The sequence below is a fragment of the Kribbella lupini genome, from assembly GCF_039529595.1.
Classification (GTDB): domain Bacteria; phylum Actinomycetota; class Actinomycetes; order Propionibacteriales; family Kribbellaceae; genus Kribbella; species Kribbella lupini.
This window is the reverse complement of the sequence record NZ_BAAANC010000001.1, coordinates 947,777-961,449: the sequence shown is the minus strand read 5'-3', so window position 1 is coordinate 961,449 and position 13,673 is coordinate 947,777. Positions and strand designations below refer to the sequence as shown.

Annotated in this window: 15 protein-coding genes; 8 read left to right on the top strand and 7 right to left on the bottom strand. The window is 70.8% G+C overall.

Annotation, left to right across the window (positions count from 1 at the left end):
• Window positions 1-48: 48 nt before the first annotated feature.
• Entirely contained in the window at window positions 49-171 is a 123-nt protein-coding gene (locus ABD235_RS04355) for a hypothetical protein (protein ID WP_344173724.1), read from the bottom strand.
• Here ABD235_RS04355 and ABD235_RS04350 point away from each other — a divergent pair.
• Window positions 113-697, top strand: coding sequence for a class F sortase (locus ABD235_RS04350; RefSeq protein WP_344173654.1), 585 nt, complete (start codon window positions 113-115; stop codon window positions 695-697). The genes ABD235_RS04355 and ABD235_RS04350 overlap by 59 nt on opposite strands.
• Window positions 698-741: 44 nt before the next feature.
• Window positions 742-1,050: a PEP-utilizing enzyme gene (locus ABD235_RS04345; protein ID WP_344169688.1), complete on the top strand. Its 309-nt coding sequence runs from the start codon at window positions 742-744 to the stop codon at window positions 1,048-1,050.
• Here ABD235_RS04345 and truB read toward each other — a convergent pair.
• The 6 genes from truB to rimP form a co-directional block, all read right to left on the bottom strand.
• Window positions 1,047-1,949 carry a tRNA pseudouridine(55) synthase TruB gene (gene truB, locus ABD235_RS04340; RefSeq protein WP_344169685.1) on the bottom strand — a complete coding sequence of 301 codons (903 nt, stop codon included), beginning with the start codon at window positions 1,947-1,949 and terminating at the stop codon, window positions 1,047-1,049. The two genes, ABD235_RS04345 and truB, sit on opposite strands and share 4 nt — an antisense overlap.
• Window positions 1,933-2,367: a 30S ribosome-binding factor RbfA gene (rbfA, locus tag ABD235_RS04335; protein WP_344169682.1), complete on the bottom strand. Its 435-nt coding sequence runs from the start codon at window positions 2,365-2,367 to the stop codon at window positions 1,933-1,935. The genes truB and rbfA overlap by 17 nt, the downstream gene beginning before the upstream one ends.
• Before the next feature lie 119 nt (window positions 2,368-2,486).
• The gene (gene infB, locus ABD235_RS04330; protein ID WP_344169680.1) at window positions 2,487-5,723 is read right to left on the bottom strand and encodes a translation initiation factor IF-2; all 3,237 of its coding nucleotides are present in this window, start codon (window positions 5,721-5,723) and stop codon (window positions 2,487-2,489) included.
• Window positions 5,724-5,901: 178 nt separating this feature from the next.
• A complete protein-coding gene (locus ABD235_RS04325) occupies window positions 5,902-6,180 on the bottom strand; it encodes a YlxR family protein (protein WP_344169677.1) in 279 nt (92 codons plus the stop codon).
• Window positions 6,181-6,224: 44 nt separating this feature from the next.
• Window positions 6,225-7,217, bottom strand: a complete 993-nt coding sequence (gene nusA / locus ABD235_RS04320) for a transcription termination factor NusA (RefSeq protein ID WP_344169674.1) — start codon at window positions 7,215-7,217, stop codon at window positions 6,225-6,227.
• The gene (gene rimP, locus ABD235_RS04315; protein WP_344169671.1) at window positions 7,217-7,765 is read right to left on the bottom strand and encodes a ribosome maturation factor RimP; all 549 of its coding nucleotides are present in this window, start codon (window positions 7,763-7,765) and stop codon (window positions 7,217-7,219) included. The genes nusA and rimP overlap by 1 nt, the downstream gene beginning before the upstream one ends.
• Window positions 7,766-7,898: 133 nt before the next feature.
• Here rimP and ABD235_RS04310 point away from each other — a divergent pair, with 133 nt between their 5' ends.
• From ABD235_RS04310 to ABD235_RS04285, 6 genes are all read left to right on the top strand, one after another.
• On the top strand, window positions 7,899-8,438 hold the full coding sequence (locus tag ABD235_RS04310; RefSeq protein ID WP_344169669.1) for a cell division protein FtsK: 540 nt from the start codon (window positions 7,899-7,901) through the stop codon (window positions 8,436-8,438).
• Entirely contained in the window at window positions 8,435-8,845 is a 411-nt protein-coding gene (locus ABD235_RS04305) for a ferritin-like domain-containing protein (RefSeq protein ID WP_344169666.1), read from the top strand. Before ABD235_RS04310 ends, ABD235_RS04305 begins: the two co-directional genes overlap by 4 nt.
• A gap of 312 nt (window positions 8,846-9,157) precedes the next feature.
• Window positions 9,158-9,556 carry a cupin domain-containing protein gene (locus tag ABD235_RS04300; RefSeq protein WP_344169664.1) on the top strand — a complete coding sequence of 133 codons (399 nt, stop codon included), beginning with the start codon at window positions 9,158-9,160 and terminating at the stop codon, window positions 9,554-9,556.
• Window positions 9,549-10,901, top strand: coding sequence for a class I tRNA ligase family protein (locus ABD235_RS04295; RefSeq protein ID WP_344169662.1), 1,353 nt, complete (start codon window positions 9,549-9,551; stop codon window positions 10,899-10,901). The genes ABD235_RS04300 and ABD235_RS04295 overlap by 8 nt, the downstream gene beginning before the upstream one ends.
• Window positions 10,894-13,299, top strand: coding sequence for an FAD-dependent oxidoreductase (locus ABD235_RS04290; RefSeq protein WP_344169660.1), 2,406 nt, complete (start codon window positions 10,894-10,896; stop codon window positions 13,297-13,299). Before ABD235_RS04295 ends, ABD235_RS04290 begins: the two co-directional genes overlap by 8 nt.
• A complete protein-coding gene (locus ABD235_RS04285) occupies window positions 13,296-13,673 on the top strand; it encodes an avidin-fold protein (protein WP_344169657.1) in 378 nt (125 codons plus the stop codon). Before ABD235_RS04290 ends, ABD235_RS04285 begins: the two co-directional genes overlap by 4 nt.

Here is a 13,673-nt window from a genome sequence, read left to right as displayed (position 1 = left end):
CGCGTTGACGGTGACCGGGTGCACTTCTGAGTCGGGCACGGGGCCGATTCAGCCGGGCCCGCCCTCGAGCGGCGTCGCACCGGACGGGACCGCTGCGCCCACCACCACCGTGATCACCCCGGCCAGACCCACCGCCGGTACGCCGACCCGCACGCCCGCGAGCAAGCCCACCCCACAGCTCCGCCCGAAGCCATCCGCCGTACCGCCCCGGCCATCATCCCCCGGCCAGGGACGCGGGAAGCCGGCTTCGCCGCGGAGGTCCACCCCGATCCGGGTCGTGATCCCAGCGATCGGGGTGGACTCCAGCTTGATGCGGCTCGGCCTGAAGTCCGACGGCACCCTGCAGGTCCCGCCGAACGGCTTTCCGGCCGGCTGGTTCACGGGTGCGCCGGCGCCGGGCGAGCGCGGACCGGCGGTGATCGCCGGCCACGTGCGCTGGTCCGGCCGGGCCGGCGTCTTCGCCCGGTTGTCGCGGCTGAAGCCCGGCGACACGATCACCGTGACCCGGCAGGACCGGACGCCGGCGGTGTTCCGGGTGAGCCGCGTCCGGCAGTACCCGAAGAGCGGCTTCCCCAGCGCCGCCGTGTACGGCGACCTCGACCACGCGGGCCTGCGCCTGATCACCTGCGGGGGACTCGATCCCAGGTCGAACATCTACGAAGCCAACCTGGTGGCCTTCGCCGACCTGATCGCCTAACATCAACAGACTGTTGTCAACATTCTGTTGAAAGGCTGAGCCTGGTGCTGCACGGAAGACCCGCCAGTGCCGGTACGGCGTCCGGCCCGGCCCGGATCGTCCGCGGTCCCGAGGACTTCGACCGCGTCCGCCGCGGCGACGTCCTCGTCTGCCACTTCACCGACCCGGCCTGGACTCCTCTGTTCGGAGTCGTCGCCGCCGTCGTCACCGAGGTGGGCGGTCCGCTCTCCCACGCCGCGATCGTCGCCCGCGAGCAACGGATCCCCGCGGTCGTCGGCGTCGCCGACGCGATGAGCCTGCTGGACGACAGCAAACCCGTCACGGTCGACGGCACCGCGGGAACTGTCAGTTAACCGACGAAGACCGCACTCGGCTTGGCGAGCGGACCGTGCGGTGCGTACAAAGCCAGGAAAGTCCCGTCCGGCGCGAACATCGCCGTCTCTCCCTCGGCCAGCTTCAGGCCGGCCAGCGGCCGACCCGTGCGGATCGCGAGTTCCTGCTCGGCGTCCGCGTCGAAGCGCGGGAACGTCTCCGCAGCCACCTCGGCGATCGGCAGCAGCACGAACTCATCGCCCAGCGCCTCCAGCGTGTGCGCGGCGGACAGGTCGAACCCGCCGACCCGAGTACGCCGCAACGCCGTGAGGTGCCCACCGACGCCCAACTGCGCGCCGAGATCGCGGGCCAGCGCGCGGATGTAGGTCCCGCTCGAGCAGTCCACCGAGATGTCGACCTCGATGCCCTGCTCGATCCGCCGGATCTGCAGCACGTCGTACCGGCTGATCGTGACGCTGCGGGCCTTGAGCTCGATCTCCTCGCCGGCCCGGACCCGCTCGTAGGCGCGTTTGCCGTCGACCTTGATCGCCGACACCTTCGACGGGATCTGCGAGATCTCGCCGCGGTAGTCCTCGACCGCGACAGCGATCGCCTCGTCGGTGATCGCTGCCAGCAGGTCCGCCGACGCGACCTCGAGGATCTCGCCCTCGCGGTCGTCCGTGGTCGTGGTCGCGCCGAGCAGCAGCGTCGCGTCGTACGACTTGTCGGCCAGCTGCAGGTGGCCGAGCAACCGGGTCGCCCGGTTGACCCCGACCACCAGCACGCCGGTGGCCATCGGGTCGAGCGTGCCGGCGTGCCCGACCTTGCGGGTGCCGGCCAGCCGCCGGACCCGGGCGACCACGGTGTGCGAGGTCAGCCCGGCCGGCTTGTCGACGACAACGATGCCGTCGGCAACTATCGTCTCACTCGTCGTCGTCATCGTCCTCGCGGCGCTTGTACGGGTCGGCGTCGCCGGCCGGCTTGGCGCCCGCGGCGGCCTTGGCCACCTCGGCGTCGGCCTGGCGGGCCTTGGCCAGCAGTTCCGCGATCTGGCCGGCGTTCTCCGGGATCGCGTCCAGGAAGAACGCCACGCTCGGTGCCCGCCGCAGGCCGAGCGCCTTGCCGACCTCGCTGCGGATCAGCCCGCGGGCCGACTCCAGCGCGGCGGCGGTGGACGCGCGCTCCTGCTCGTCGCCGTACACCGTGTAGAAGACGCTGGCCTCGCCGAGGTCGGCGGTCAGCTTGGCGTCCGTCACGGTCACGAAGCCCAGCCGCGGGTCCTTGACCCGGCGCTCGAGCAGTTCCGCGACCAGGACCTGGATCCGGTCGGCCAACTGCTTCGCCCTTGCTTCACCCATCCGGGCTCACTCCCTCATTCATACGTAACGTCCGGAGCAGCGGCTGGGACACCGCCGCTCCGGACGTTACTCCGCGAGCTGTCCGCCGGGACCGATGGATCCCGGCGGACGACTCTTTGTCAGCTCCGCGGCTTCTCGCGCAGCTCGAACGACTCGACGATGTCGCCGATCTTGATGTCGTTGAAGTTGTTCACCGTCAGACCGCACTCGAAGCCCTCGCGGACCTCGGACGCGTCGTCCTTGAACCTCTTCAGCGACGACAACTCGCCGTTCTCGACGATCACCGCACCGTCCCGGATCAACCGGATCTTGGCGTTGCGGCGGACCAGCCCACTGGTCACCCAGCAACCGGCGATGTTTCCGACCTTCGAGGAGCGGAAGATCTCGCGGATCTCCGCCTGGCCCAGCACGACCTCTTCGTAGATCGGCTTGAGCATGCCCTTCAGGGCCGCCTCGATGTCGTCGATCGCGGAGTAGATCACCGAGTAGTACCGGATGTCGACACCCTCGCGCTCGGCCACGTCGCCGGCCTTGCCCGCCGGCCGCACGTTGAAGCCGATGATGACCGCGTTCGAGGCCATCGCCAGGTTGACGTCGTTCTCGTTGATCGCACCGACGCCGCGGTCGATGACGCGCAGGTTGACCTCGTCGTCGATCTCGATCCGGACCAGCGCGTCTTCCAGCGCCTCGACCGAACCGGACACGTCGCCCTTCAGGATGAGCAGCAGTTCCTGCGTCTCGCCCTTCTCCATCGAGGCCATGAAGTCCTCGAGGGTACGACGCGCGCGCCGCTTGGCGTTGGCCGCCGCACGAGCCCGGGCCTCACGCTTCTCGGCGATCTGGCGAGCCATCCGGTCGTCGTCGACGACCAGGAACTTGTCGCCGGCGCCCGGCACCGCGGTCAGACCGAGGACCAGGACCGGACGCGACGGCGTGGCCTCTTCGACCGGTTCGCCGTGCTCGTCCAGCATCGCCCGGACCCGGCCGTACGCCGGACCCGCCACCATCGAGTCGCCGACCCGCAGCGTTCCGCGCTGCACCAGCACGGTCGCCACCGGACCACGGCCCTTGTCGAGGTTCGCCTCGATCGCGATGCCCTGGGCCGGCATGTTCGGGTTGGCCCGCAGGTCGAGCGCCGCGTCCGCGGTCAGCACGACACTCTCGAGCAACCCGTCGATGTTGATCCGGGACTTCGCCGAGACGTCGACGAACATCGTGTCGCCGCCGTACTCCTCGGGGACCAGGCCGTACTCGGTCAGCTGACCGCGCACCTTGGTCGGGTCCGCCGCGGGGACGTCGATCTTGTTGACCGCGACCACGATCGGCACACCGGCCGCGCGGGCGTGGTTCAGCGCCTCGATCGTCTGCGGCATCACGCCGTCGTCGGCCGCGACCACCAGGATGACGATGTCGGTGGCCTGCGCACCACGGGCACGCATGGCGGTGAACGCCTCGTGACCCGGGGTGTCGACGAAGGTGATCGCGCGCTGCACGCCGTCGACCTCGGTGGTCACCTGGTAGGCACCGATGTGCTGGGTGATGCCACCGGCCTCCTTGGCGACCACGTTCGCCTCGCGGACCGCGTCCAGCAGCTTGGTCTTACCGTGGTCGACGTGACCCATCACGGTCACGACCGGCGGCCGCTTGACCAGGTCGTCCTCGTCGCCTTCGTTGGTGCCGAAGTCGATGTCGAACGACTGCAGCAGCTCGCGGTCCTCGTCCTCCGGGGACACGATCTGCACGTCGTACTCGAGCTCGGTGCCGAGCAGCTGCAGGGTCTCCTCGTTGACCGACTGGGTCGCGGTCACCATCTCACCGAGGTGGAACAGCACCTGCACCAGCGACGCCGGATCCGCGCCGACCTTCTCGGCGAAGTCCGTCAGCGAGGCGCCGCGGGCGAGCTTGACGACCTCGCCGTTGCCGTGCCGGACGCGCACGCCGCCGACGGCCGGAGCCTGCATGTTGTCGAATTCCTGGCGCTTGGCGCGCTTGGACTTGCGACCACGACGGGCCGGACCACCCGGACGCCCGAAGGCACCCTGTGTCCCGCCCCGGCCCCGGTTGCCCGGGCCCGGACGACCGCCGCCACCACCGGGGGGACCGCTCGGGCCACCACCGGGACGGAAACCGCCGCCACCGCCACCGCCGCCACCGCGCGGACCGGCACCCGGTCCACCCGGACCGCCGCCGCCACCGGGGCGACCACGGCCGCCACCGCCGCCACCCGCCGGAGCGGACGGACGACCGGTGAAGGTCCCGGCCGAGGACTTCGGCATCATCGCCGGGTTCGGCCGGGGAGCACCCGGTACGCCGCCCGGACGCGGGCGGTCGTTGCCGCCGCCGCTACGGGCCTGCGGCGGGCGCGGGGGCATGCCGGCCGGGCTCGCGCCTGCCGGTGCCTGCGAACCGCCACCGCCCTGACCCGGACGGGCGCCACCGCGCTGCATGCCCTGGGTCGAGCTGAACGGGTTGTTGCCCGGACGCGGAGCACCCGGACGGGGACCACCAGGTCCACCGGCCGCGGGTCCACCCGGACGACCGCCACCGGGACGCGGAGCGCCACCCGGACGGGGTGCGCCACCGGGACGCGGCGCGGAGCTCGAGCCCGGACGGTCGGAGCCACCCGGACGGGGAGCCGAACCCGGACGCGGACCGGCGCCCGGCGTACCGGGACGCGGTGCCGGACGGGAGTCCTCACGCGGTGCGCGAGCGGCCGGAGCCTCGGCAGCGGCCGGACGCTCCTGTGCCGGAGCAGCCGGGGCGGCCGGAGCCTCAGGGGCAGCCGGAGCCTCGGGAGCAGCCGGCGTGGCCTGCGCGGCCGGAGCCTCGAAAGCCGGCTCGGCGGTCGCCGGAGCGGCCGGAGCCTCGGTGCGCGGACCAGGCCGGGGGCCAGGACGCGGACCCGGGCGAGCCGGTGCCGGAGTGGCACCCGCGGCCGGAGCGCTGGTCTCCCTGGCCGGAGCCTCGGGAGCCGGAGCAGCCGGAGCCTCTGCCGCGGGGGCGGAGACCTCGGGAGCCTTCGGTGCGGCCGGGGCCGGAGCGGCCTCGGCAGCCGGCGCGCTGGCGCGCTCGGCAGGTGCCGCGGGGGCAGGGGCTGCCTGCTGCGCGGCGGGCTCCGCCGGGGTGACCGGAGCGGTCGCCTGCGGCGCAGCGGACGTGCTGGCGGCGGCCTTCTTGGCCGCGCGCTTCTTCGGCGGGTTCTTCTCGAACTCCTCCGCCAATCTACGGACTACGGGTGCCTCGATCGTCGAAGACGCCGATCGGACGAACTCTCCCATGTCGTTCAGCCTGGTCAGGACGACCTTGCTGGTAACTCCGAGCTCTTTCGCGAGCTCGTAGACCCGGACCTTTGCCACTACTCTCCCTCTGGTCCGAGCCTTGGGGGCGCGGACCGTTAGTTGACGTACATGCTCATCGCATTGCACTCATCGTTCGACACTCATCGAGTGGTCATGAGTCGATGACCCGCCTTCATGTCGTCGCGGCTCATGGCCGCGGGCGGCCGGGCGGCCGCACTTGGTGGTGCTCTTGGTGCTACTGCTTCTCGACCTGTGCCCTCACGAGGCTCAGATCAAGCGGCCCCGGGACCTTGAAGGCCCTGGGAAACGCTTTGCGCCGCTCGGCGAGGTCGAGACACTCGGCCACCGGGTGCAAGTGCGCCCCACGGCCGGGTGCTCGATGCGCGGGATCCGGGAGGACACGTCCTCCGGACACCGTCATCCGCAGCAAGCCGGTCGGACTGTCCCGTTTCCGACACCCGATGCAAGTACGCTCCCGAACCTTCTCAGGGCGCGCGTCTGCAGTTTCTGTCACAGTTCCTCAGGGTGTGGTGACGACTCAGTCGACCGACCGAGAAGTCAGTCTACCTTCTCGTCCCCACGAGTCACATCAGTATCCGGCCGGATGTCGATCCGCCACCCGGTGAGCCGGGCGGCCAGGCGGGCGTTCTGCCCCTCCTTGCCGATCGCCAGCGACAGCTGGTAGTCCGGTACGACGACCCGCGCCGCGCGTGCGGCAGCGTCGACGACCTCCACTGATGAAACCTGCGCCGGCGACAGCGCATTCCCGACGAAGGTCGCCGGGTCGTCGCTGTGGTCGATGATGTCGATCTTCTCACCGTGCAGCTCGTGCATGATGTTGCGCACCCGCTGGCCCATCGGGCCGATGCAGGCGCCCTTGCCGTTCACCGAGGGGTTCAGCGTGCGGACCGCGATCTTGGTCCGGTGGCCGGCCTCCCGGGCGATCGCGGTGATCTCGACGGTGCCGTCGGCGATCTCCGGCACCTCCAGCGCGAACAGCTTCTTGACCAGGTTCGGGTGGGTGCGCGACACGGTGATCTGCGGGCCCTTGAAGCCCTTGCGGACCCCGACCACGTAGACCCGCAGCCGCGAGCCGTGCTCGTACTTCTCCCCCGGCACCTGCTCGGGCGCCGGCAGCACGGCCTCGATCTTGCCCAGGTCGACCATCACCGACCGCGGGTCGCGGCCCTGCTGGACGATGCCGGACACGATGTCGCCCTCCTTGCCGGAGAACTCGCCGTAGCGCACCTCGTCCTCGGCGTCGCGCAGCCGCTGCAGGATCACCTGCTTGGCGGTGGTCGCCGCGATCCGGCCGAAGTCGGCCGGGGTGTCGTCGTACTCGCGGACCAGGTTGCCCTCGTCGTCGAGCTCACGGGCCATCACCGAGACGTGCCCGGTCTTGCGGTCCAGCTCCGCGCGGGCGTGCTGCTGGGCGCCCTCGGTCCGGTGGTACGCGACCAGCAGGGCCTGCTCGATCGCCTCCACCACGACGTCGAAGGCGATGTCCTTCTCCCGCTCCAGCGAGCGCAGGACGGCCATGTCGATGTCCATCAGTTCTCCTCCACCGTGCCGTCAGCAGCCTCGGCGTCGTCTTCTTCGTGGTCTTCCAGGACTTCTTCGTCTTTGCCGGCCGGCCGGTTGAACTCGATCTGGACCTTGGCCTTGACCACGTCGGCGAACTTCACCGTGCGGGTGCGGCCCTTGACGTCCAGCTCGGCGGTCTCCTCGGTCACCGAGGTGACCCGGCCGGTGACCTTGTCGCCGCTCTCGAGCGTGACCGCGACCAGGCGGGTCAGGTTGCGGCGCCAGTGCCGCGGCTGCGTGAGCGGCCGGTCGACACCGGGGCTGGAGACCTCCAGGGTGTACGCGCCGCCGCCCATGATGTCGTCGGCGTCCAGCGCCTTGGAGATCGCGCGGGTGACGTCGGCGACGTCGTCCAGGCTGATCCCGCCGTCGCGGTCGACCAGCACCCGCAGCAGCCGGCGCTTGCCGGCCGGGGCGATCTCGGCGTCCTCCAGGTCGCAGCCGAACTGCGCGACGATCGGCCGGAGGAAGTTCTCGAGGCTCGTGGTGTCCGTGTGGTCAGTCTTTCGGCTCACAGGTAAACCTGCCTCTCTCCAGTTGTGCACCCGTTCTGCCCCGATCCGCAGGGCAGTAGCCCACCTTATCCGGCCCGCGAGGTTGTCCTGACCAACGGCTCGACCGAGCCGGCGAGCCGATAGGGTTTCGGCCATGCCGGAGGCTCCCGTCCACTTGTCCCGCCGCGCCGCCCTGGTGGCGGCAGGCGTCGCCGTACTGGTCAGTGGATGTGACGACGACAAGCCGGCCACCGGTACGCCGGGAGCCTCGGAAGGGCCGGACGGGTCGGTCCAGCCACCGGCGCCGAGCACCGACCCGGCGGTCGTGGCTGCGCTGACCGCAGCGGCCACCCAGGTCGCGCAGATCGCGCTGCGGGTCAGCGCGGCCGGTCAGGCCCTACCCGCGCTGCGGGCGCAGCTGGCCCCGGCCGTCCAGAGCCACGCCGCGCACGCCGCCAAGCTCAAGCAGCTCAGCGGCGTCGACGCGCCGCAGCCCGGCAAGCTCCCGCCGTTGCCGAAGGCGCCGACCGCCGTACTGGCCGATCTCGCGGCCCGGGAGCAGAAGCTGTCCGTCGCCCACGCGACCGCGGCCGGCAAGCTCACCGGCCAGGCCGCCCGGGTGCTGGCGATGATCGCGGCGTCCGAGAGCCAGCTCGCCGCGACCCTGACTCCGAAGAAGAAGGCCGGCGCGTGACCGAGCTCGAAGCCCTGCAGGCGGCGATCGCCGGTGAGCACGCGGCCCTGTACGGCGTGGGAGTGGCCGGCGGGAAGCTCAGCGGTGCCCGGTTCGGCGCGGCGACCACGCTGTACGAGCGGCACCGGTCCCGGCGCGACCAGCTGGCCCAGCTCGTGATCGAGAGTGGCGAGACCCCGGCCGCGGCCGAACCGGCGTACGACCTTCCGCAACCGGTGACCAACGCAACCACCGCGATCGCCCTGGTCCTGGGTCTCGAGCGCCGGCTGGCGGCCGTGTACGGCGACCTGGTCGAGGCCGCCGAGCAGGACCGGACCCGGACGTTCGCCGTCCAGGCCCTGATCGCGACGTCGCGTGAGCAGCTCGCCTGGGGTGGCAAGCCCACCGCCTTTCCCGGGCAGGTCTGACCAAGTTCAACCAACCGATCGCTTTGCGTGCCTGACCCGGCACGGAATGCGGTCGGCGCGCGTGCGTAACGAATGATTTCCGGTGCGGTTACGCCTTTTGGGGAATTCGTTGCGTACTCCCCTTTACTCCGAGCGTGACCTTCCCTATATTTTCGGCCACGGAGACTGGGGGGTCGCCGGGTTTCGCCCACGTCGTACGCCGCCGCGTGCTGCTGGGCGCTCATCCAAGGCTGAATACGCGTCTTGTCCGTACCTTCATTCCTGCACACTTCTCGAGCCGCGCGCACACGCGGCTACGGAGGGTAGTGAAGCATGCGTACATTCGATGTGGTCACCGGCGAAAGCCTCTTCGTGAACGATCTTCGCGTGGTCCGCTGGGAGCAGTACGGCCTCGGGTCCACGATGCCTTTCCAGGCGATGTGGTACTCCGTGCCACCGGGCGACGAGAGTCCGATCGACCAGCACCCCGAGCTCGAACTGTCGATCGTCGTGGCCGGTACGGCGCACGTCGTGGTCGGCGGCACCGAGACCGTGGTCCCGCACGGCAACGCGTTCCTGCTGGACAGCAAGGAAGCGCACGTCGTGCAGAACCGGTCGGCCGACGAGCCGCTGATGGTCTTCAGCGCCTACTGGTACCCCGAGGCCGCCACCGCCGCGGCAGCCGTGCTGGCCGAGAGATCGGCCGAGGCCGTGGCAGTCGGCCATGACTGATCCGGTCACCGTCTTCACCTTTCCCCAACCGACCGTGAACGGCCCGCTGCACGTCGGCCACCTGTCCGGTCCCTACGTCGCGGCGGACATCGCCGCCCGGGCCGCGCGGGCCCGTGGCGAGCAGGTCGTCGTCACCAGCGGCCTGGACGTCCACCAGAACTACGTCCTGACCCGCGCCGAGCTCGAAGGCGTCGAGGTCGGCGTGATGATGGCCGACTTCCGGGCCGGCATCCAGGAGACCTACCAGCAGTCGCGGATCGGCTACGACCGCTTCGGCGACCCGCTGTCCGACGAGCACGCGCCGGTCATCCGCGACCTGATGAACCACCTGGTCACGAGCGGCGCGGCACCGCTGCGCGAGGTGACGCTGCACGCCTGCGCGGACTGTGGCCGGACCCTGCACGAGTCCTACCTGAGCGGGCTCTGCGGCGGCTGTCACTCGCCGGCCGCCGGTGGTGCCTGCGAGGTCTGCGGTGGCTTCACCCAGGTCGACACCATGGTCGATCCGGTCTGCGGCCGCTGCGGTGGCGCGCCCCGCCCGTTCCAGGCCAAGGTGCCCGTCCTGAAGATGGAGGACTACCGCCGGCAGCTCACCGACGTCTGGCTGCGGGCGCAGCTGCCACCCGCCGTACGGGCTCTGATCGGGCGTCAGCTGGCCGGTGGACTGCCCGAGATCGCGCTCGCCTACCCGACCAACTGGGGTATCGAGGGCGACCGCGAACTGACCGGGCTGCGGATCGGGCCGTACACCGAGGTCGCGCTGTCCGACCTCGCGAACATCGCCCGCGCCGTCGACCCGGCGGCCACCGACCTGCCCGGCTACCTGGCCGCGCTGGGCCGGGTGGACTCGCTGTGGCACTTCCTCGGGCTCGACAACGCGTACTGGTACGCCGTCTACTGGCAGGCCCTCTGGGCGGCCTGCGGAATGGCCGAACTGCCGCTTTCCGGACTGGTCGTGAACGAGTTCTACACGCTCGACGGAGCGAAGTTCTCGACCAGCCGCAATCACGCGATCTGGGCGAACGAACTGCTGCACAAGGAAGACCCGTCAATCGTTCGTTTGTATCTCGCGTGGGACCGTCCGGACCGCTATCGCAGTGATTTCACCTGGCATTCTTTCCAGGCCTTCGCCGACCGGGTGAAACCATTGCTGGCGGACCGCGAAGGACCGCGGCAAACGCTCGACCCGGCGCTCGCCGCGCGGGAGCTGGCCCGTGGTGAGGCCGCTCTGCGCCCGGCCGGTTTCGACCCGGCGCTGGCCGCGCGCAGCCTGCTCGGGCTGCTCGAAGGAGGCGTCCGGGACACCGGTCACCTGCTGACGGCGCTGACCGGGACCGGTGAGTAGGCCGATGCGGATCTGCGTGATCGGAGCCGGGATCGCCGGCACCTTGCTCGCCTGGCGGCTGCGGTCCTACCCCGCGGTCGAGGTCGACCTCGTCACCGGCGTACCGGGACCGGATGCCACCGCGGCCTCCGGCGGCGGCGTCCGGGGGTTCGAGACTCACCCGGAGCAGCGCCGGCTCGCGGTCGAGAGCCTGGCCGAGCTGTTCGAGACGCCCGGCCTGCTGGACCAGGCCGGCTACACCGAGACCGGTTCGACGTACCTGATGGCCGGGTACGACGGGCTGGAGGACGCCGTCGCCGAGGTGGAGCACGTGCACCCCGGGTCCACCGAGGTCGTCGACGGGAGCACGCTGCGCCGCCTCGGCTGGCACGGGCTCCCGGACGGCACGGTCGGCGTACTGGAGAAGCGGGCCGGGTTCATCCGGCCCGACCACCTGCGGGCGCTGGTGATCTACCAGCTGGCCCGCTCCGAGAACAGCAGGGTCGTCACCGGCCCTGTGCTCGGGCTGGTTCCCCACCCCGACGGCTCGGTCACCTGCCGCACACCCAGCGGCAGTGACCGGTACGACGTCGTCGTGGTGGCGGCCGGCCCGTGGACGCCCGGGCTGCTCACCGGCAATGCTCTGCCGGCCGACCAGTACCGGACGAAGGCGATCCAGGTCGCCGTGCACCGCGTGGCGGGAGCCCTCCCGACCATGTTCGTCGACGAGACCAGCGACCTGTACGGGCGCCCGACGGCAGACGGCGGTCTGCTGCTGGGCGTCGACACGCACCGCTGGTCCGTCCCGCCCGGCAGCAGCGCACCGATCCACGACCTGACGGCCCAGGCCGTCCGGCTCGCGGGTGAGCGGCTGCCACACCTTCGGCTCCTGGAGACCGCGCACACGGTCACCAACGCCGACTGTTACGCCGATCCGCCGGTACTGACCCTCTGGTCGGTCCTCGGCAGCACCCATCGGCTCTTCACCTTCACCGGTGGGTCCGGCGGCAGCGTGAAAACCGCGCTGGCCGCTAGCCGGACGGCAGCGAACACGCTGCTCGGCACCGGAACGAACACGCGCACCACCACTTCGCGGACGGAGAACAAGCGCATGACCATCATGGAACCAGGCACCAGACGAAGCACCGACGCCACGAGCCTGACCCGGTACCACACGATCGGGATCGGAGCCGGGCCGTCGAACCTCTCGCTGGCCGCCCTCTACAAGAACGTCACCACGGAGAAGCTGGCCCTGTTCGACTCCCGGCCGGTGGCCGGCTGGCACACGCCGCTGCTCTACCCGGGTGTCCGGATGCAGACCGGATGGATGAAGGACCTGGTGTCCCTGGTCGATCCCCGGCACGAACTGACGTTCCTGAACTACCTGGTCACTTCCGGTCGGCTCTACGCGCTGATCAACTCCCAGTTCGACTCGCTCCCCCGGATCGAGTACGAGCGCTACCTGGCCTGGGCCACCGAACGCCTCGGCGTGGTGAACTTCAGCTCGCGGGTCGACTCGATCGCGATCACCGACGACGGCTTCGAGGTGTCCGTCGACGGTACGCCGGTCGCGGTCTCCGAGCACCTGGTCCTCGGCCTGGGAACCCGGCCGGTCTGGCCGGACTACGTCCGCAACCTGCCGTCCGGCCGCGCGTTCATCGCCGACGAGCTCGGCGTCCGGATGCCTGACCTCGAGCCGCACAAGGCCGACCCGATCGCGGTCGTCGGCGGCGGCCAGACCGGCCTGGAGTGCGTCCTGCGCCTGCTCGGCTCGGGCTTCACCGACATCCGGTGGCTCGGCCGCAACCAGTGGTTCCGCAGCATCGACGACTCCCCGATGGCCAACGAGCTCTACCGCCCGTCGCACATCGAGTTCCTGCAGGGCCTGAACCGCAGCAAGCGCCGCGAGATGATCGTCGACTCCCGCTACAGCGGCGACGCGATCACCCCCGGTGGGCTCCGGGCGCTCTACCAGGGCAACTACGACGGCCTGCTGACGCTGGGCCGGTTCCCGGTCACGCTGCTGCCGGGCCGCGACGTCACGTCGTCCGAGCTGCTCGCCGACGGCCTGCTGCGGCTGAACTGCTCGACGGTCGCTTCGGCGGCCGAGCACCACGACGTACGGCACGTCGTGGTCGCCGCCGGCCGCGAGCACGTGCAGGCCCCGTTCAGCGACGACCTGCGCGAGCGGATCGACTACGACGACGACGGCGAGATGCTGGTCGAGCCGGACTACTCGGTGCGCTGGAAGGGCATGAACGGCCACCGGATCTACTCGTTCAACGCCAGCCGGTACAGCCACGGCCTGACCAACGCCGGCCTGACCCAGCTGCCGGTCCGCGCCGCGATCGTGCTGAACTCGATGTTCGACCGGGAGATCTACCCGATCTCCGACGAGTTGTGCGCGGTGCAGTGGTGAGCGCCGCCGCCTCCGAGCACCCGGTGGTCCCGGACGTCGACGGCGTCTGGTTCCGGCTGGTGGTCGACGACCCGGCCGGCGGCGCGCCGTACGGGCAGTACCACCGCGACAACGACCTGGTCTGGGCCGAGTTCTACGCCGGCGGCACGCTGCGCAGCGGCCGGCTGGTCGGGCACCTGCAGGACGACGGCTCGATCCGGGCCGCGTACTGCCTGCTCACCGCGGCCGGTGAGGTGGTCAGCGGCGAGTGCGTCAGCGTCCCCGAGTTCGATGCCCGGGGCAACATCCGGATCGCCGACCACTTCCGTCGCAGCGACGGCAGCAGCGGCGTCACCTACATCGAGCAGATCCCCGCTCCGGTCCGGGAGGCCTGA